General features: G+C 41.6%; 17 protein-coding genes, 1 pseudogene and 1 riboswitch. Of the genes and pseudogenes, 17 read left to right on the top strand and 1 reads right to left on the bottom strand.

All coding sequences use genetic code 11. The features are described from left to right. Positions 1 to 152 precede the first annotated feature (152 nt). From AC3WJJ_RS00655 to gshAB, 3 genes are all read left to right on the top strand, one after another. Positions 153 to 470 (top strand): ArsR/SmtB family transcription factor, encoded by a 318-nt coding sequence (locus AC3WJJ_RS00655; RefSeq protein ID WP_492537076.1) that lies wholly within the window; start codon positions 153 to 155, stop codon positions 468 to 470. 116 nt (positions 471 to 586) lie between these two features. Beyond that, positions 587 to 1,933 carry an MATE family efflux transporter gene (locus AC3WJJ_RS00660; RefSeq protein ID WP_492537078.1) on the top strand — a complete coding sequence of 449 codons (1,347 nt, stop codon included), beginning with the start codon at positions 587 to 589 and terminating at the stop codon, positions 1,931 to 1,933. A gap of 19 nt (positions 1,934 to 1,952) precedes the next feature. After that, positions 1,953 to 4,283, top strand: coding sequence for a bifunctional glutamate--cysteine ligase GshA/glutathione synthetase GshB (gshAB, locus tag AC3WJJ_RS00665; protein ID WP_492537080.1), 2,331 nt, complete (start codon positions 1,953 to 1,955; stop codon positions 4,281 to 4,283). 15 nt (positions 4,284 to 4,298) lie between these two features. On the opposite strand, the gene AC3WJJ_RS00670 is transcribed toward gshAB, so the two are convergent. Next, entirely contained in the window at positions 4,299 to 5,198 is a 900-nt protein-coding gene (locus tag AC3WJJ_RS00670) for a helix-turn-helix domain-containing protein (protein WP_492537082.1), read from the bottom strand. A gap of 143 nt (positions 5,199 to 5,341) precedes the next feature. Here AC3WJJ_RS00670 and AC3WJJ_RS00675 point away from each other — a divergent pair, with 143 nt between their 5' ends. From AC3WJJ_RS00675 to AC3WJJ_RS00740, 14 genes and pseudogenes are all read left to right on the top strand, one after another. Next, on the top strand, positions 5,342 to 6,877 hold the full coding sequence (locus AC3WJJ_RS00675) for a glycoside hydrolase family 31 protein (RefSeq protein ID WP_492537084.1): 1,536 nt from the start codon (positions 5,342 to 5,344) through the stop codon (positions 6,875 to 6,877). Positions 6,878 to 7,247: 370 nt separating this feature from the next. Continuing rightward, positions 7,248 to 7,931: a serine/threonine protein kinase gene (locus tag AC3WJJ_RS00680; protein ID WP_492537086.1), complete on the top strand. Its 684-nt coding sequence runs from the start codon at positions 7,248 to 7,250 to the stop codon at positions 7,929 to 7,931. A gap of 78 nt (positions 7,932 to 8,009) precedes the next feature. Further along, positions 8,010 to 8,516, top strand: coding sequence for a VanZ family protein (locus AC3WJJ_RS00685; RefSeq protein WP_492537088.1), 507 nt, complete (start codon positions 8,010 to 8,012; stop codon positions 8,514 to 8,516). A 143-nt stretch (positions 8,517 to 8,659) separates the two neighbouring features. Continuing rightward, positions 8,660 to 9,688 (top strand): ROK family protein, encoded by a 1,029-nt coding sequence (locus tag AC3WJJ_RS00690; protein ID WP_492537090.1) that lies wholly within the window; start codon positions 8,660 to 8,662, stop codon positions 9,686 to 9,688. Positions 9,689 to 9,706: 18 nt separating this feature from the next. Beyond that, entirely contained in the window at positions 9,707 to 10,930 is a 1,224-nt protein-coding gene (locus tag AC3WJJ_RS00695) for an MFS transporter (RefSeq protein ID WP_492537092.1), read from the top strand. Positions 10,931 to 11,230: 300 nt separating this feature from the next. Next, positions 11,231 to 11,374, top strand: a riboswitch (cyclic di-AMP (ydaO/yuaA leader). Positions 11,375 to 11,756: 382 nt separating this feature from the next. Then, positions 11,757 to 12,587 carry an ectoine/hydroxyectoine ABC transporter substrate-binding protein EhuB gene (gene ehuB, locus AC3WJJ_RS00700; protein ID WP_492537094.1) on the top strand — a complete coding sequence of 277 codons (831 nt, stop codon included), beginning with the start codon at positions 11,757 to 11,759 and terminating at the stop codon, positions 12,585 to 12,587. 1 nt (position 12,588) lies between these two features. Beyond that, positions 12,589 to 13,242, top strand: coding sequence for an ectoine/hydroxyectoine ABC transporter permease subunit EhuC (ehuC, locus tag AC3WJJ_RS00705; RefSeq protein WP_492537096.1), 654 nt, complete (start codon positions 12,589 to 12,591; stop codon positions 13,240 to 13,242). A 3-nt stretch (positions 13,243 to 13,245) separates the two neighbouring features. Beyond that, positions 13,246 to 13,908: an ectoine/hydroxyectoine ABC transporter permease subunit EhuD gene (gene ehuD, locus AC3WJJ_RS00710; RefSeq protein ID WP_492537098.1), complete on the top strand. Its 663-nt coding sequence runs from the start codon at positions 13,246 to 13,248 to the stop codon at positions 13,906 to 13,908. Between the two features lie 12 nt (positions 13,909 to 13,920). Further along, complete coding sequence (gene ehuA, locus AC3WJJ_RS00715; protein ID WP_492537100.1) at positions 13,921 to 14,769, top strand: ectoine/hydroxyectoine ABC transporter ATP-binding protein EhuA; 849 nt, start codon at positions 13,921 to 13,923, stop codon at positions 14,767 to 14,769. A 44-nt stretch (positions 14,770 to 14,813) separates the two neighbouring features. Further along, complete coding sequence (gene ectA / locus AC3WJJ_RS00720) at positions 14,814 to 15,326, top strand: diaminobutyrate acetyltransferase (RefSeq protein WP_492537102.1); 513 nt, start codon at positions 14,814 to 14,816, stop codon at positions 15,324 to 15,326. Between the two features lie 17 nt (positions 15,327 to 15,343). Further along, on the top strand, positions 15,344 to 16,636 hold the full coding sequence (ectB, locus tag AC3WJJ_RS00725) for a diaminobutyrate--2-oxoglutarate transaminase (RefSeq protein ID WP_492537104.1): 1,293 nt from the start codon (positions 15,344 to 15,346) through the stop codon (positions 16,634 to 16,636). Continuing rightward, positions 16,633 to 17,031, top strand: a complete 399-nt coding sequence (locus tag AC3WJJ_RS00730) for an ectoine synthase (protein WP_492537106.1) — start codon at positions 16,633 to 16,635, stop codon at positions 17,029 to 17,031. Before ectB ends, AC3WJJ_RS00730 begins: the two co-directional genes overlap by 4 nt. Before the next feature lie 14 nt (positions 17,032 to 17,045). After that, positions 17,046 to 17,957 carry an ectoine hydroxylase gene (thpD, locus tag AC3WJJ_RS00735; protein ID WP_492537108.1) on the top strand — a complete coding sequence of 304 codons (912 nt, stop codon included), beginning with the start codon at positions 17,046 to 17,048 and terminating at the stop codon, positions 17,955 to 17,957. A 253-nt stretch (positions 17,958 to 18,210) separates the two neighbouring features. Next, positions 18,211 to 19,020 (top strand): annotated as a pseudogene (locus AC3WJJ_RS00740) (SDR family oxidoreductase); the annotation flags it as partial. Positions 19,021 to 19,061 lie beyond the last annotated feature (41 nt).

Below are 19,061 nucleotides of genomic sequence, written 5' to 3' on the forward strand. Positions count from 1 at the left end.
ATATTTAAGCTGTAATGGAGTGCTTTTGTATTGTTAATGATATTAAATAAATCGTACGTCAATATTATGACTATATCATATAATTACTTGATTATATAATTTGTGAGATATAAGATAATTATATTACAACGAAGTAGGGAGGATTTAATACCATGATCTCGATGGAAGAGATGGCAGATCAGTTTAAACTGCTAGGTGATAAGACCCGTTTAACACTGGTCTCCATTCTAAACCAGCAAGAGATGTGTGTGTGTCATTTGGTGGAGTTACTTCAGACAACTCAACCGAATATTAGTCAGCATCTTCGTAAATTAAAGGATGCAGGTTTGGTTCAAGAGGAACGAAGAGGTCAATGGATTTATTACTCTCTCTATGTGGAAGATAAGCCGCATTTAAAAGAAGCATTTCAATACTTACCACCTCTGAGTAGAGAAATCCAAGACAAAATAAATGTCTTAACGTGTGACTAACATACATGAGTATTGTGATTTATGATGAGGATAAGAATAGAGACAATGATTGAAGAGTAGAACCGGCCCTTGTGGTCGGTTCTTAACTGAGTTGTAGAAGGATGGGGTTTACACACATGAAGGGCAATATTGATTTAACCCAAGGGCCGATTATGCCTAGCTTAATGAAATTGGCATTACCGATTATTGCGACGAATTTTATATCCACTACATATGGTCTGGTTGATATGATCTGGATAGGAAGGCTCGGAAGTGGTCCTGTAGCTGCGATCGGCACAGCTAGTTTTTTTATAAACTTAGCCATCGCATTATCGACAATGACCACGATCGGTACGGGCATTAAAGTTTCACACTGTATGGGCGCAGGAGATCAAGACAGAGCTAAGTCATACGTGAAAAATGGATTTGTTATGTCGATTTTAATAGGAATTCTGTATATGGCATTTGTATTCGCAGCGAATCAAAAGCTTATTGGATTCTTTGATCTAGGAAGTGTTGAAGTTGAGAAGATGTCTTCTGACTTCTTAGTGATATCAATGATGGGCACAATATTTACAATTGTAAATATGCTATACGCTACAATCTTAAATTCGATGGGGAATAGCAAGCAGCCGTTCCGGATTTTTACGATTGGTCTGGTCGTTAATATTGTCCTTGATCCTTTATTCATTTTTGGTATTGGGAGTTTTGAAGGTTGGGGCGTTTCAGGAGCTGCACTGGCAACGGTAACTGCAAATCTAATCGTGACGAGTGTCTTTATCTGGCAGACTAGGAATGGCGATTTATTCCGTACTTCATCGAAATGGAATCTCAGACAAATGTCAGAGGTTATTCAAATGGGGCTTCCCATTACAATCCAAAGAGTCACTTTTACGATCATTTCGATCATTATCGCGAAGATCATTGTTCGTTTTGGAGCGGATGCGATTGCTGTCCAAAAAGTCGGGATTCAGATTGAATCGATATCATACATGACAATTGGTGGATTACAAGGAGCTATTGCTGCTTTTTTTGGGCAAAATTACGGAGCTCGTCGATTGGATCGAATTCAACAGGGGTATCGTAAATCCTTGCTCCTTACCACCGTATTTGGCATCCTTATTTCATTTATATTCATCTTATTTCCAGCTCAGCTCTTCTCCATTTTCCTTGCTGATGCATCCAGTTTAGAGCTGGGTACGAATTACATGCGAATTATCGGTTACTCCCAGTTGTTTATGTGTTTGGAGCTCATGACAGTAGGCGCTTTTAACGGGTTAGGGAAGACTCATATACCTCCGATGTTCAGCATCACACTTACGGCTTTAAGAATTCCACTCGCCATTCTATTGTCGGGGCCTTTTGGATTAAATGGTGTGTGGATGGCGATCTCGCTTACTAGTGTATTCAAGGGAATAGTTCTCGTCTTCTGGTTCAATCGATCGCTGCTTAGAATGAAGGGAACAGCTAAGACAATACTTTGATAATAAGGTGGCAATCATAATGGTAGAGTTAAATCATAAACTAATCCAGCTTTTAATCAATCAACAGATATCTGACGAACTCTTTCATGGACGTTTTGGATTGGAAAAAGAAAATGTGAGAGTGGATCAGCATGGCAAACTTGCGCTAACTCCGCATCCTAAGGCATTCGGACAAAAGTTAGAAAATCCGTATATCCAGACTGATTTCTCCGAGAGTCAAGTGGAGATGATAACTCCATCTTTTGACTCTATTGAAGAAACAATTGGCTTCATGGAAGCACTACATGATATTGTGTCACTTGAACTGACGGATGAATATTTGTGGCCTAGCAGTAATCCACCAGCATTACCTGATGAACAGAAGATTCCGATTGCACAGATGAATGATCCGTCCGCGGATCAATATCGACATCAACTTGCCGACAAGTACGGGCGTAAAAGACAACTTTTAAGTGGAATTCACTATAATTTTTCCTTTAAAGAGGAGTTTTTGAGAAGGTTCTATGAGGCTGAAGATCGTGAGGAGCAATACAAAGATTTTAAGGATCAAATCTATCTTCGGGTTACCCGTAATCTGCTCAGATATCGCTGGCTTCTGATCTATTTAACCGGAGCAAGCCCAGTCTTTGATAAGACGTACATGGAACAATGTGTCGCGCGTGGAGAAACCTTGGACAAGAAAAGCTACTATGTATCCAACATGAACTCACTTCGGAATAGCGAATGTGGATATCGAAATGAAAGGCCGCTATATGTATCGTTAAATTCAGTAGATGAATATGTACTTGATTTGAAACAGTTGATTGAATCTGGAGAGCTATTGACCGTTAAGGAATACTACAGTCCCGTCAGATTGAAGACAGCGAGAGGGGAAGCCCCCTTAGAAGAACTCCTGGAGGATGGAATAGCCTATTTAGAGCTTCGTTTTATTGACTTGAATCCTCTGTTCAAAATTGGGATTAGTCTGCAAACGATGAAGCTTGTTCATCTGTTTATTATTTTTATGCTGCTTAAAGAAGACGAGTCTTTCAGTCTTGAAGATCAGAGACTAGCTGATTATAATCATGATCTTTTAATCATGCATGGGATAAAGAATGAGGCACATCATCAAGAGAGTACTGAGAAGTCCCTGGAAGAGATTGCATTGACTTGTATTCAAGAGATGATGAAAATGGTACAGCTACTAAAGCCTGATGATGAGCAGTTATTCGAATTGTTAGACAAAGCAAAGAGGATCATTGTGAATCCAGAACGTAGCTCTGCAGCAATCGTCAAATCGGAGATACTTCATTCTTCCTATCTACATTATCATCTGAATAAAGCGAAGCAGTATGCTGAGGAGAGTATTCAGAACGGGTATCGATTTACAGGATATGAAGATTTAGAGTTGTCCACGCAGCTATTGTTAAAGGCAGCGGTGAAACGAGGCATTCGATTTGACTTGGTGGATCGAGACGAGAATTTCGTACGGCTTACTAAAGGTGATCATACGGAATATGTGAAGCAAGCGACAAAAACATCACTCGATTCTTATAGCACAGTGCTAATAATGGAGAATAAAGTCGTAACAAAAGAAGTGCTCAAGCAGGAAGGAATACGTGTACCAGCAGGGGAAGTATTCCGGAGTCTTGATGAGGCTATGTCCAAGTACCTGAAGTACAGGGATAAACCGATTGTTATTAAACCCAAGTCAACAAATTTCGGCTTAGGCATTACGATCTTTAATCGTGAGTATTCGAAAGACGATTATGAGAAGGCATTCGAAATGGCGTTCAAGCATGATCGGACCGTTCTTTTGGAAGAGTTCGTGAGCGGAAAGGAATATCGCTTTTTAGTCATGGGAGATGAAGTAGTCGGAGTATTACACCGAGTCCCTGCGAATGTAATTGGCGATGGTGTTCACACCATTGAACAGCTTGTGCATGAGAAGAATAAAGATCCTCTTCGGGGACGTGGATATAAGACACCTCTTGAACAGATTCAACTCGGAGAAGCGGAAACGATGTTCCTGAAGAACCATAGTCACACTTGGTACGATATACCTCAGGCTGGTGAGATCATTTATCTGCGCGAGAATTCGAATATTAGTACGGGTGGAGACAGTCTTGATTACACAGATGAAATTCCTCATAGCTATAAACGAATTGCTGTTCAATCTGCTAAGGCTGCTGGGGCTACAATCTGCGGAGTTGATATGATGATCGATCATATCTCAGAAGAAGCAGCAGAGGATAATTATAGTGTTATTGAGATTAACTTTAATCCAGCGATCCATATTCACTGCTACCCTTATAAAGGTAAAAATCGAATGGCAGCAGAGAAGATTTTGGACTTGCTATTTAAGGAATAAAAAACCCGATGGAGTTTAAATAGCTCCATCGGGTTTTCTGTTAGAAAGCGATTGTTTTCTGAATTGAAGGGGTGTACAGCCACGATGTCGTTTAAATAGTTCGTCCAAATAGTGTATCGTTCTAAAGCCCGCAAGCTCGGCAACTCTTGTAATAGGCAGGTCTGTCTCTTTAATTAACTTCTCAGCTCTGCCAATTCGATACAATTGCACGTATTCGTTGAATGTACGACCAACGGCATCTTTAAACACTCTGCAAAAATGATAAGGACTAATACTTGCAATCTCAGCTGCTTGTGAAACGGTAATTTTGTCTTGATAGTTGTGCTCTACGAAGGATATGACATCTTTCAGCCGTTCCACTTTACGGCGATAAGCTTCCTGCTTCAAGGCATTATCGTCTGTAGATGAGCGAAATAAGCGAGAGAACAATATCAACAGTATTTGCAGATTGGATTTAACAGCAGCTTCAAAACCGAGATCTCGATGAAGGAATTCATAAATAACAGTATTAACAATTTGTAGAAGTTTATCATAGTGCGGATGGTTCGATTGGACAAGCATAGGTAGATTAAGCTTACCAGTGAGCAGAGCTCCGTAATCGACACTATTTAAGTCAGATCCCACTAATCGATGTCGATCAAGCAAGATCGTATAATAACGAGGCATCTCATCCACGATATATCCACTATGTATCAGACCTTCACCAATTAAGAATAGGTCCCCTGTTGTAGCAAGGTAAGACTCACCTCCGATGTGGAGTTCAGCATTTCCTTCTATAAACAGGATGATCTCAATACATTCATCATGCCAATGGGGAGGGAATAATGTCTTACCCATCCTTTCAGGAACGAACATATTGAATGGGTAAATATCGCTGAGCATCATCATGTATTGGTTAGATATTATGGTATTCAATGATCGCGTCCTCCAAACCGCAAGATTGTTTAATAATTCAGCAAGAAATGCGGTATATTTTCATTCCGATTTTATACTATCATGGTTAAGAAATGAAGCGTTTAATCGATATTTCATATGATGAAGGGAGTTGCTTTTACATAATGGCACAGAATCGACTTGAGATTGAGATATATAAGGATGAATGTTGGTGGGGCGGCGATATAGATGACGGGGTTCGTATGCCTTTCGGAAAGTTGGTACATGAAAAGAATCTGTTTACCGAAGGAAGAACGAATCAAGCTGTTCCATTTCTAATCTCGAATAAAGGTCGTTATATTTGGTCAGAGGAACCGTTTCGTTTTTCATTCGCAGATGGCTCCCTTACCGTAGAAGCGCAATCAGGAGAGCTCATGATTAGTGAGCAGAATGGTAATCTGCGAGATACATTTCTCGCAGCGGCAAGACTGCATTTTCCAGCTTCAGGTTCTTTGCCAGAGGAGCTGTTTTTTACGATGCCTCAGTATAATTTATGGATTGAACTTCAATATGAACCAACTCAAGAAAAGACATTAGCCTATGCGAAGAGTGTACTCGAACATGGTATGCCACCAGGAGTGATCATGATCGATGATAACTGGATGGAAGATTACGGCGTGTTAACGTTCCGAAAGGATCGATTCCCAGACCCGAAAGCGATGACAGATGAATTGCATGAGCTTGGTTTTAAAGTGATGTTGTGGACATGTCCGTTCATTAGTCCAGATAATCCAGTTAATTTCCGCTATCTGGAGCGGGAAGGGTATCTGCTGAAGGATGAACACGGTGAAACGGCGATACGTCGTTGGTGGAATGGCTATAGCGCCGTTCTAGATTGCACGAATGTCGCAGCCGTCGCATGGTACGAAGGGGAATTAAGAAAGTTAATGGATGAATTCGGAATTGATGGATTTAAATTTGATGCTGGCGATCCGCAGTTTTATCGTGAAACAGATCAAAGCGCGATCCAGATGCATCCGAACGGACATTGTGAAGCATGGGCGAGAGTCGGACTAAACTATCCACTGAACGAATACCGGGCTTGTTGGAAGAGTGGAGGACTCGCGCTTGTTCAACGACTTTCAGACAAGAGTCATAGCTGGAAAACGGATGGCCTAGCTTCATTGATCCCAAATGGATTGGCACAAGGGCTTGCAGGTTATGCATTTACATGTCCGGATATGATTGGCGGTGGACAAATTGCAGATATTGAGAATAATCCGAATTTCAAGCTGGATCAAGAGTTATTTGTTCGTTATGCTCAAAGCTCAGCATTGTTCCCGATGATGCAATTTTCGACTGCACCGTGGCGTGTGCTCGATGAAGAGCATTTGGAATATTGTGTACAAGCCGCTAAATTGCATGAATCTTTTGGGTCTATGATTATGAAGCTTGCACGTCATGCTGCACAGACGGGGGAACCGATTATTCGGCATATGGCTTATGTGTTCCAAGAAGGTGGATATGAACAAATTAATGACCAGTTTATGCTAGGTGATACGATTCTAGTGGCTCCGGTCGTGGAGAAGGGGGCAACAACGCGCAAGATTGTGTTCCCTGAAGGTTCTTGGCAAGGAGATGATGAGAGCGTGGTCGTGGGGCCATGTGTAAAAGAAGTCGATGCTCCATTGTCTCGCTTGCCTTGGTATACGTTGACATAGAATATGGTAAGCTGAATCAAACCGACTGCAGATGGCAGTCGGTTTGATTTTTTTATGGACAACATTAAGTAAGGTGAAATTCGATATGAATAAGACATGTCGAATCCGTGATTATTTTGCGATTACCCGAGAAATAAAATATAAAACTATTGGGATATTTCCTCCGTATACATTGGATTTGAATGAATATACTATTCACTAAGTACTAGATTACTTTCTTTTAAATTTATTAATGTCAAGAAATGTTCATATGATTAAACAACTTAACTCGAGGATAAAACGTTAGATGATTAGCGTAATTATCTTTTGGGTGAAGATTATGATACGATCATACCATTCAATACTAGTAACAAACATGATGAGGTGGCGCATGAAAGAAGAAGATTGGAAACAGGCGGATCCGGCTCTATCGCTAATAACGGTTCTAAAGCAAGGTGAGAATGAGCCCGTTACAATTACAGGAGAATCGAGCGATTTACAATGTGTCGGGATCGGAACCGATGCTGCGGTTTTTGTATATACACCTTTCCCATCTTATGCTTTCAAGCTATATACGCAAGAGGCGCTTTCGAAAAAACAAGCCGAGATTGACGTTTATCAGGCTTTGGATGGAAGTCCATATTTCCCTGTTTATTATGGCGATGGAGAGCGTTATATCGTGATCAGTAACGAAAGTGGAATGACACTTTACGACTGTCTAATAAACGGCGTATCCGTTCCTAGACAAGTGATTGATGATGTTGAAGATGCACGACAGTTCGTTAGGGAAAAAGGATTAAACCCGCGTGATATTCACTTGAAAAATATTTTGCAGCAGAATGGCCGAGGTAAGGTACTAGATGTATCGGAATATGTGCAGGATGGGAACGACAAGAGATGGGAACATCTCGCTTGGGCTTATAATAACTTCTATCCGCTCTTTGAGGGGAAGAAAGTCCCTGTGTCGGTCCTTGAAGCTGTGAAAAAGAGGTACTATCGCCAGGATCCGAATAGCGGAAGTTTGGTTGATTTTGCGAATCGAATGTCAAGGTTGTTCACGAGGAAAAAAAGATAGTAACTAGAAGCTAAATAAATAGTGAAGTATCTTCTATAATTTTGAAGTGATTTGGAAGGAAGACATCATAGAATGGACATGAAGAAACAAAAAAACTTTACTTTAGTATTACTTTGCATCTATCTAATTGTGCTAACGTGGATTATATTGCTGAAAATGGAGTTAGATTTTTCATTACTTGGACAAATGAATCTTAGAAGTATCAATCTCATTCCTTTTGCTGGTTCTGTGATCGTTAATGGGCAAGTTGATACCTCAGAGATTATTTTGAATGTAGTTGCTTTTGTTCCATTTGGAATATATCTAAGCATGTTACAAGAAGAGTGGAGCTTTGGAAGGAAACTGATTCTAATATTTGGTGTAAGTTTTGGTTTTGAAATCCTTCAGTTTATTTTTGGAATTGGTGCAAGTGATATCACGGATTTGATTGGTAATACCCTAGGTGGAGCGATTGGGATTGCAATATTTGGACTCTTATCCATCGTATTCAAAGAGAAGACCATAACGATTTTCAATACATTAGCGTTAATTGGTACATTTTTTATGGTCGCCCTTCTAAGCTTGCTGACAATTGTGAATATGTAGATGGTGAAGCAGTAAATCGATGAAGATTTGCTGCTTTTTCATGCTAATTATAATGATTGTGATTGACAAAATATATAAAATTAAATACATTATACAGACTTAATAAAACACTTTTATAAAGTAATTTATTTAAAGAGGTGGTTATGATCAAAAGCATTGGTGGCAATGCATTGGTTATGAAAGAGGTCAATGTAAATCTCGTCCGAAATGCATTAAAGACAGAAGGAGAAGGGACGAAGCAACAGATTGCCAAAATAACGGGACTAAGTGTAGTTACGGTCGGCACGATATTGCAGCAATTACTAAAAACTAAAGAAGTTATCGAAGGTGATCCTCGTGCTTCTGGAGGAGGTAGGCCGGCTCAGTGTTTTAAATATAATGGAGACTACGCCTATGTATTGACGATGTTTCCTTATGAATTAGCGGGAGAAATTGTCATTCGAAGTGCAGTTGTTAATCTGGTTGGCGACATAGTATTCGAACAACAAGAAAAGATTGATCAAATAGATCTATCATGTTTTGAAACGATAATCGATTCTTTAATAGCTTCATATCCTGAGATTCGTTCCATTGGATTTGGTTTACCTGTAGCTGAGTATAATGGAAGGATCATTGTCTCGGACTATAAAGAGCTGATCGGTATTTCTATTGTGGAATACTTCATGAAGAGATACGGGATCCCTGTAATCATTGAAAATGATGTGAATTCAGCAGTCGTTGGTTATTGCGAGCGGAATCAAGTTCGTAAAGATACAGCGGTTGTATATATCTATTTTCCAGATCGTTTTCCACCGGGAGCAGGGATATACATCAATGGAAATCTGTTTAAAGGCAGAAGAAATTTTGCTGGTGAAGTTGGGAGCATGCCGTTTGGCATTCCATGGGGAGAGAGCAGCTTCATGTCATCTCCAGAGGAGATAGAGCGTGCCATTGTACAATTGGTCATCTCGATTTGTGCTGTTCTTAATCCAGATTGCGTCGTTCTGTATGGCAACTTTATAACGCAGGCGAATGGAAGGCGAATTGCAGAGCTGTGTAGTAAAGAGCTACCGGAGAGTGCGGTACCTGAAATCATAGTATCGGAAGATTTTACATTGGATTACTTAATGGGCCTGATCGAACTGACGTTAGCCACGTTAGAACCAAACATCGTGTTATCTAGAAACGAATAGACTAGGAGGCAGCAGAGCGTGGCAACATTGTTTTTGATAATTATATATTTGTCTTTTATTAGTTTAGGGCTTCCTGATTCGTTACTTGGAGCAGCTTGGCCGGTTATGCAAGCAGATTTTGGAGCACCGTTTGGTGTTGCGGGTGTACTGTCCATTATTATTGCAGTCGGAACGATTATATCAAGTTTAGCCAGCGGTACGCTCATGAAACGAGTAGGAACAGGTCAGATCACCTTGGTAAGCTGTATGCTGACAGCATTAGCATTGCTAGGATTTTATTATGCTCCTTCTATTATATGGTTAATGGTGCTTGCATTGCCGCTTGGACTTGGAGCAGGATCTGTTGATGCAGCACTGAATAACTATGTCGCTGTTCATTACAAAGCGCATCACATGAGTTGGTTACATTGCTTCTGGGGCGTAGGGGCAACTTTAGGACCTATCATTATGGCAGGATTTATTCGTGAAGATAACTTATGGCGTAGTGGGTATTTAACGGTCGCACTAATTCAGTTGGCTTTGGTGGTACTACTGTTTATTACACTACCTTTATGGAAACGCATGGAGAAAGTTCAGGGTCAGAAAGCTGTTGATGAAATAGGGATTTCAGATCATCCACATGACGTTAACTCTTCTGAACGACCCTTGCGAATGAAAGGTGTTAAGCTAACTTTAATGACATTCCTCTTCTATTCCGGTGCAGAAGCAACAGTGGGGCTATGGGGGAGCAGTTTTCTTGTAAACATAAAGGATTTACCAGCAGGAGTGGCCGCGCAATGGATATCTATGTATTATGGTGGCATAACAGTGGGGCGTTTTATTACAGGATTTGTTACTTTAAAAGTGAGTAACCGTGTTCTAATTCGTAGTGGACTGCTAATTGCTCTGGCTGGAGGATTACTACTTATTTTGCCTGTTCCAACCTTATTTTCGCTTATTGGATTTATGTTGATTGGCTTAGGCTTCGCACCTATCTATCCTTGTATGCTACATGAAACTCCGGCTCGTTTTGGTAAGGTGCAGACACAGAAGCTTATGGGTTATCAGATGGCGGTTGCTTATACCGGAACAACAATTCTACCTTCCTTGCTTGGATGGATTGCAGCGCTGACAACGATCGCAATCTTGCCATCGTTTATAGCTATATATATCCTGTTTATGTTATTTGGTTCCGAACGTGTCAATCGGATTATGAACCGACGGTCTAGACAAGACATATCGAATGGATTTAGTCACAATTGAACAACTTATTTGGGGATAATAAAAAAAAGTTACAGGCTAAGTTGCACGCTCTTGTGTAACTTAGCCTTTGTCATTTTTCGACATTTGTATCAGCTCTGTTTCAATACTTTAAACATACCCGTTTAATGCCTGCTATATAGCGAAAAACACGCGGTTTATATGAGCTATTGGACAACACTCTGTTCCAGTCACAGACAAAAAAAGCCAATCTATTTAAAGTCGTTAATTCAGTCATATTTACATAGAAATCACCAAAATAATCGCATGTATGCGTTTGACATTTCAAAACGATGCCTTTATTATGGACTCACGCTTAGTTTTCAGATGAAATATCTGGAAAGCGGGGGAACCAGTTTTTTAGGGGCGAGTCACATGAATCCATGTGTAGGGTACCATCTTACCCGAGTCCGTCAGCTAACCTCGTCAGCAGTGGATGGGTCTTTTATACATAATGAATTTTCATAACAAAGGCCCTGTATTCATTTACGATAGGGGCCTTTGTCTTTAATTTGACCCCCTGCTGGCGGAGCTATGTCTTGATCCCCTGTTTGGAGGTCTTTTTCTGTTCCAAAAGACTGGTATGTGTACTTCCGCATAAGTATTGCACATCTTTGAGAATTAAAAATGCAGTGGGTTGGAAGGAGGAAGACGGATGAATCTACGGCATGGAGTTTTCTGATCCAAGCTATCGGTTCAGGACATCCTCAAAATTTAAATCCTAGTTAAATTATTGAAATACTAGGATTATTAGCTGTGCCATTTTTGAGAATTTTAAAGAAAAAGGGAAAGGTAGTGAAGTGTTTTGAAGAAAGTTGTTGTTCTTGTTATGTCTTTGGTATTAACGATATCCCTAGCGGCTTGTGGTGAGAAAGGGAGCACACTGGATGAAGCTGTTAAGAAAGGATACATCACCGTAGGGTTTGCGAATGAGAAACCTTATGCATACAAAGAAGCTGATGGGACGCTGACTGGCGAAGCTGTAGAAATTGCACGGGTTATTCTTGAGCGTCTAGGTGTGGAGGAAATGAGAGGAGAGTTAACTGAATTTGGATCTTTAGTTGCGGGTTTGCAGGCTGAACGCTTTGACCTAATAACCGCGGGGATGTTTGTTAATCCGAACCGTTGTTCCGCTGTTTTATTCGCAAATCCAGAGTATAGCATCGGAGAGGCGCTTGCAGTGAAGGAAGGGAACCCCCATCAACTCGCCAGTTATGAGGACGTCGCTAATAACGGGGATGCAAAAGTTGCCGTAATGACGGGTGCCGTTGAAATTGAATACTTAGAAAAATCGGGTATCCCGGCTGATCGTATTATCCAAGTACCAGATCAAGCTTCAGCTATAAGCGCACTGCAAGCGGATAGAGTGCAGGCCATTACCATGACCGGCCCTTCACTACAAGCGATGCTTGATTCAGCCAATGATAAAAAAATAGAGCGTGTCGCAGATTTTAAGCAGCCTAGTGTTGATGGTAAAAGTGTACGTGGTTATGGTGCGACAGCATTCCGACAAGCAGATACAGAATTTCAGGAGAAATATAATGCGGAGCTTCAAAAAATGAAAGAATCAGGCGAGTTGCTCGAAATATTGCAAAAGTTCGGATTTACAGAGGATGAGCTTCCAGGCGATATGACAGCAGCAATGCTCTGCGGAGAATAACATGCCGAATTCATGGATTGATTTTCTGCCTTCGTTGTTGAAAGGAGCGGAAATCACCGTGTTGGTTGCTTTTTTCTCATCCATTTTAGCAATCATCGTGTCATTTATAGCGGGTTTACTCCGGTTATCTAAGCTCTGGATATTACGCACACTTTCTGCTGTTTATGTAGAGGTCTTTCGCGGGACTTCGCTATTGGTTCAGTTATTTTGGTTATACTTTGCACTTCCGTTTATTGGTATTGAGCTCCCCAAAATGTTAGCAGCAATTCTAGCCATTGGACTTAATTTTGGGGCGTATGGCTCGGAAATTGTTCGAAGTGCAGTGCTTGCCGTTCCTAAAGGACAGACTGAAGCGGCCATTGCCCTGAATATGAAGCCTTGGCAAAGATTGTGGCATATCGTCTTGCCTCAAGCTACCCTCCAAATGCTTCCCTCGTTCGGTAATCAGCTGGTGGAGTTGATTAAATCAACTTCACTTGTCTATTTCATTACGATGGCCGATCTCACTTATCAGGCGATGGTGCTTCGAAATAATTATATCTCTTTTACCACCGAGATCTTAGTGCTGCTACTGGTGATGTACTTTGTGATAGCTACGCTTGTTTCAATAGCTGTTCGTTTGCTTGAACGGAAATTGACATCGGGGAGGCTATAGCAAATGTGGAATTGGGAATATGTTTTTGATATTTTGCCGCAGTTACTAAGTGCATTAAAGATGACGGTCTGGATTACGCTCTGTGCCTTCGTGCTTGCATTAATCGTTGGATTGCTGCTCGCACTTTTGGCGCGAAGCCCGATTAAGATCCTATCGCTAGTAACGAAAGGAATCATCGAGTTTATCCGAAATACACCACTGCTAGTTCAAGTGTTCTTTCTGTATTACAGCATGCCGCTATTGACTGGCATTTCGATTCCTGCGTTTTATACGGGAGTCATTGCCCTCGGTCTTCATTACAGCACATATCTTTCAGAGGTATATCGTTCTGGCATTGAAGCAGTCCCGCAGGGGCAATGGGAAGCTGCGAAAGCACTGAATTATACGAAAGCTCAAACTTGGAAGACCATTATATTACCTCAGGCGATTCCACCGATCGTGCCGGTGCTTGGGAATTATCTTATTGTTATGTTCAAAGAGACACCGATTCTTTGTGCCATTACGTTAGTTGAGCTTATGCTGACTGCTAAGAATATTGTGTCGTTATCTTTTCGGGCCTTTGAACCGTATACACTCGTTGGCATATTGTTCTTTATCATCAGTTATATCGCTTCATTACTCGTACAACAGTTAGAGAAGCGAATGAATGTACAAAGAGGAAGATAAGGAGGGATGTATATGAACTCAGTATTTGAACGAGAGGAGACGGAAACTTCAGTTCTGCAGCATGAGAAAGAAGCAATATCAGATACATCACCTATCGTGAAATATACAGGTGTAACCAAGACTTTTGGAAGTGTGGAAGTATTGAAAGGTATTGATCTGGAGATGCAGCCTGGAGAAAAGGTTGCTGTTATCGGCCCAAGTGGTTCAGGTAAAACAACGATGGGACGCATGTTGATGACACTTGAAGAACCATCTAGTGGAACGATTGAAGTGGATGGGGAACTTCTGTGGCATATGGAGCATAAAGGAGAACTTGTTCGAGCTAATGAGAAGCATCTGCACCGGATGCGTTGTAATGTCGGGATGGTGTTTCAGCATTTTAATCTTTTTCCCCATATGAATGTCATGCGCAACGTGACTGAGGCTCCACGCAAAGTGCTTGGCTTAAGCAAAGAAGAAGCTGATGAACGTGCAGTCACCATACTTACGAAGGTTGGTCTGGCAGATAAGCTCAAGATGTTCCCCTCGAAGCTATCTGGTGGGCAAAAGCAACGTGTTGCTATTGCTAGAGCGCTGGTGATGCGACCAAAGGTCATGGTATTTGATGAAGTGACATCGGCTCTTGATCCAGAGCTCGTGGGTGAGGTACTAGAGGTCATTCGCGAAATTGCCGAAGAAGGGGAGATGGCGATGATGTTGATTACGCATGAGATGGATTTTGCTAAAGAAATTGCTGATCGCGTCATATTTGGTGCTGAAGGGAAAATTGTGGAACAGGGAACACCAGAGGAGATTTTTGATAACCCACAAAGTGATAGGCTTCAGAGTTTTCTGCAGCGTTTCCGTGCTTCAGGGAACTAGTATGAACATAGATCTCGTTCGTTCATAGAAAGGTGGCTACATGGATGACAGTGAATACAGGAACTGAAATCACCTACCGTAAACCGGAGGCAAAAGACGGTACACGCGTATGGGAGCTAATACGTGATACGGGGACACTCGATCTCAACTCTCCCTATTGTTACATGTTACTTGGGGACTACTTCTGTGATACCTGCATCATTGCTGAGCAAGGGGGAGAGATCATTGGATATATTTCTGCATTTCGTTCTCCGCGTAATCCAGACACATTATTTGTGTGGCAGGTTGCCGTAGCAGGTACACATCGACGTAAAGGAATAGCTAGTACGATGCTGACATGTCTCTTGAAGCAAAAAGCATGTCATGGTGTGCGTTTTATTGAAGCAACCATTTCACCTTCGAATATGGCTTCCCGCCGATTGTTTCTAAGCTTTGCTGAAGATAAATCCATACCAAGCACTGTTACAGTGGGCTATGGAGCGGAACTGTTCCCAGACGATACGAGTCATGAAGATGAACCACGGTTTGTCATAGGACCATTCTTTAACCAAATGTAATTCAATGGAGGGATAGTATGAATAATCAACTTTTGGAAATGCCGGAACTTACAGTGTTTAACGATCTTGAATCCGAAGTTAGAAGTTACTGCAGAAGCTTTCAGACGGTATTTGAAAAGGCGAAAAATGCGAAGCTGTGGGACCGAAATGGAAATGAATACATTGATTTCTTCGCTGGAGCAGGTGCAGTGAACTACGGTCACAATAATGAGAAGATACGTGGGAAGTTAGTGGATTATATGATGCAAGACGGCGTTACTCATAGTCTGGATATGGCAACCGATGCGAAAGAAACATTTCTAACTCAATTTCAAGAAGTGATCTTAAAGCCGCGTGGTTGGAACCATAAAGTGATGTTCCCTGGACCTACGGGTACCAATGCTGTAGAAGCAGCTTTAAAGATTGCAAGAAAAGTAACGGGGCGTTCAACCATTCTCTCGTTCACCAATGCATTTCATGGGATGTCGCTTGGATCACTTGCTGTGACCGGGAATTCTTTCAAGCGCGAAGGTGCAGGTATTGCACTAAGTCATTCTGTGTTCATGCCTTATGATGGCTATTATGGTAACCAGGTAGATACACTTCCACTTATCAAGAAACTCCTTGATGATCCTGGAAGCGGAGTCCCTATACCGGCAGCTGTTATTGTTGAAGCTGTGCAAGGTGAGGGGGGCTTGAATGCTGCACGGCTAGATTGGCTTAAGGGCCTTGAACAACTCTGTAAGGAAAGAGAGATTTTGCTTATTTTGGATGATATCCAGATGGGGTGTGGTAGAACAGGGCCGTTCTTTAGCTTTGATGATGCAGATATTGAACCTGATATTATCTGTCTATCCAAGTCTATTGGAGGCTTTGGACTTCCCCTGGCGATTACACTATTGAAGCCAGAGATCGATATTTGGGAACCCGGGGAGCATAATGGAACTTTTCGAGGTAATAATCTAGGATTTGTCGCTGCTGCTGAGGCCCTAAATTACTGGAAGACCGAGGATCTCCAAAAGGATGTGGAAATTAGAGCGAAGCATATTCGCAAATTTCTAGACAATATATCGGTGAATTACCCACAGTTCAGGGGTGAGGTTCGCGGCAGGGGTCTAATTCAGGGATTTGCTTTTGAAAAACCGGAACTCGCTGGAAGACTCTCAGAAATCGCTTTTGATCACGGGCTGATTATGGAAACATCAGGTCCACATAGTGAAGTAGCCAAAATCATGCCACCCCTGACGATAGAAATAGATACTTTAACAGATGGTCTTGGCATATTGAAGCGTAGTCTAGAACAATTATCTGCAGAGGAGAGAGGATTATGATTGTTAAACATTTAGAAGAAATTGTTCATACGAAAGATGATATCGATACAAAGACATGGAACTCTAGAAGATTGCTGCTGACAAAGGATGGGATGGGATTCTCCTTGAACGACACGCTAATCAAAGCCGGAACAGAAACACTAATCTGGTATAAGAACCATGTAGAGGCTGTGTATTGCATTGAAGGAGAAGGAGAAATCGAAATTGTTGGTGGTGAGACATATCAGATATCTCCTGGAATGATGTATGCCCTAGATGGACATGAAAAGCACTATCTTAGAGCCCGCTCTCAAATGCGAATGGTATGTGTGTTTAATCCACCGCTTACGGGTGCTGAGGTGCATGATGAAGAGGGAACTTATCCAATACTTAATCCGATTTCTATATCAGAGTAAAAGGGGAGATGAAGATGAGTAAGAATCATGTATCCGTACTTCAAGAAAAAGAGGTAGACGTCTATCCTTCAAGAATTCATGCGAAACCAGAAATACTGAAAAGACAGGATCCAGTTGTTCATTCAGAATGGACTGAAAATGCATCCTTAACGAAAGAACAATCTGATTTCTATGAGCAGAAGGGATACTTATTCTTAGAAGGTTTCTTCAATCAAGAAGAGCTTAACCATTATCAGAAAGAAGCTAGAGATTTACAAATTACGGCTAGGGAATCTCAGAGTGATCGAATTATTAGGGAGCCCGGGGGCAGTGAGGTTCGTTCCGTTTTTGCAATTCATGAATCGAATCGTATATTTAACAAACTATCGCAAGATCCGAAACTGCTCAGAATCATAGAGTATTTGCTTGGGAGCGAGACTTACATTCATCAATCCCGGATTAATTATAAGCCTGGTTTCACTGGCAAGGAGTTCTACTGGCATTCAGACTTTGAAACTTGGCATGTAGAGGATGGTATGCCTCGAATGAGAGCTTTAAGTTGTTCCATCGCTCTGGAAGATAATTTTCATTATAACGGACCACTAATGGTAGTGCCTGGGTCACACAAAGAGTATATTGCTTGTGTAGGTAAGACACCTGACAACCATTTTAAAGACTCCTTGCGCAAGCAAGAATATGGAGTTCCAGATCATGAAAATCTCACTCGTATGGTGATAGAAGGTGGAATAGATACACCGGTAGGTAAAGCGGGCTCCATCGTAATATTTGATTGTAATATTATGCATGGCTCAAACAGCAATATTACGCCAATGCCCCGAAGTAATATATTTATGGTATATAACAGTGTGGAGAATCAACTAGTGCATCCCTATTCTGGTCAACAACCAAGACCTGATTATATTGCAAATCGTGATGCAAAAAAATAGAAATTCCAAGGTAGGTCTCTTAATTAAGAGATCTACCTTTTTTTAGCACAGCTTATGCTCGTTTAAATATCTTCATACGAGGTTACAAAGAGAAGAGCTACTGTATTAGGTAGGTTAAGATTCACCTATTCACTAACACAACGAGACGGAGGTATTCACGATGAAAGATCATGATCAATACACGATGCAAGATCCAGTGTCGCAATATCCCAAAGCAACGAATGAATGGAAACAGAAGCAGCCAGAGCCATGATTACAGAAGGAAATGATGCCTGTGCCCGATTCTGGGGAGACAAGCTATCATGGATCGGGGCGTCTTGCTGGACGCAAAGCCGTTGTTACAGGGGCTGATAGTGGAATTGGACGTGCTGTAGCCATTGCTTATGCCCGTGAAGGTGCTGATATTCTGCTCTCCTATCTTCCGGAGGAAGAGGCAGATGCCAAGGAAGTAGTCAAGCTTATAGAAGAAACAGGACGAAAAGCTATTGCGATGCCAGGCGATTTACAAGATGAGCAATACTGTGAACAGTTGATTACATCTGCTGTAGAGAAGCTAGGCGGAATTGATATTCTTGCGAACGTTGCCGGGAAGCAGCAGTATGTAGAGGATATCGCTGATCTAACGACAGAACAGTTCGATTCAACGTTCAAATCGAATGTGTATTCTATGTTCTGGTTATGTAAGGCTGCTGTGAAGCATATGAAGCCAGGAAGCTCGATCATTAATACTTCATCCTTCCAGGCTTACAAGCCTTCGCCAATCCTTCTGGACTATGCAACAACGAAAGCGGCGATTAATACCTTTAGCAAAGCACTGGCACAGCAAGTTGCTAGCAAAGGTATTCGAGTAAATATTGTGGCACCTGGTCCGGTGTGGACCCCGCTACAAGTGGCGGGTGGACAGCCAACGGAAAAGCTTGCGGAATTTGGCTCGAATACCCCACTTGGTCGTTCAGGTCAGCCTGTGGAGATGGCTCCAGCATATGTCTTCTTAGCTAGTCAGGAATCAAGTTATATTAGTGGAGAAACCCTTAACGCTAATGGGGGTACCCCGACACCTTAGTATACTGATCTATGATGGTCTCGCAGCTCGTTTATCAAAAT

This window comes from Paenibacillus sp. FW507-14B1B (assembly GCF_058781425.1).

What these genes read in the sequence shown, in the direction of transcription:
- ehuD (WP_492537098.1), top strand. Translation starts at nt 13,246, where the DNA reads ATGTGGAATTGGGAATATGTTTTTGATATTTTGCCGCAGTTACTAAGT.
- AC3WJJ_RS00655 (WP_492537076.1), top strand. Translation starts at nt 153, where the DNA reads ATGATCTCGATGGAAGAGATGGCAGATCAGTTTAAACTGCTAGGTGAT.
- AC3WJJ_RS00690 (WP_492537090.1), top strand. Translation starts at nt 8,660, where the DNA reads ATGATCAAAAGCATTGGTGGCAATGCATTGGTTATGAAAGAGGTCAAT.
- ehuA (WP_492537100.1), top strand. Translation starts at nt 13,921, where the DNA reads ATGAACTCAGTATTTGAACGAGAGGAGACGGAAACTTCAGTTCTGCAG.
- ehuB (WP_492537094.1), top strand. Translation starts at nt 11,757, where the DNA reads ATGTCTTTGGTATTAACGATATCCCTAGCGGCTTGTGGTGAGAAAGGG.
- AC3WJJ_RS00685 (WP_492537088.1), top strand. Translation starts at nt 8,010, where the DNA reads ATGAAGAAACAAAAAAACTTTACTTTAGTATTACTTTGCATCTATCTA.
- AC3WJJ_RS00680 (WP_492537086.1), top strand. Translation starts at nt 7,248, where the DNA reads ATGAAAGAAGAAGATTGGAAACAGGCGGATCCGGCTCTATCGCTAATA.
- AC3WJJ_RS00660 (WP_492537078.1), top strand. Translation starts at nt 587, where the DNA reads ATGAAGGGCAATATTGATTTAACCCAAGGGCCGATTATGCCTAGCTTA.
- thpD (WP_492537108.1), top strand. Translation starts at nt 17,046, where the DNA reads ATGAGTAAGAATCATGTATCCGTACTTCAAGAAAAAGAGGTAGACGTC.
- ectA (WP_492537102.1), top strand. Translation starts at nt 14,814, where the DNA reads ATGACAGTGAATACAGGAACTGAAATCACCTACCGTAAACCGGAGGCA.
- AC3WJJ_RS00730 (WP_492537106.1), top strand. Translation starts at nt 16,633, where the DNA reads ATGATTGTTAAACATTTAGAAGAAATTGTTCATACGAAAGATGATATC.
- ectB (WP_492537104.1), top strand. Translation starts at nt 15,344, where the DNA reads ATGAATAATCAACTTTTGGAAATGCCGGAACTTACAGTGTTTAACGAT.
- ehuC (WP_492537096.1), top strand. Translation starts at nt 12,589, where the DNA reads ATGCCGAATTCATGGATTGATTTTCTGCCTTCGTTGTTGAAAGGAGCG.
- AC3WJJ_RS00675 (WP_492537084.1), top strand. Translation starts at nt 5,342, where the DNA reads ATGGCACAGAATCGACTTGAGATTGAGATATATAAGGATGAATGTTGG.
- gshAB (WP_492537080.1), top strand. Translation starts at nt 1,953, where the DNA reads ATGGTAGAGTTAAATCATAAACTAATCCAGCTTTTAATCAATCAACAG.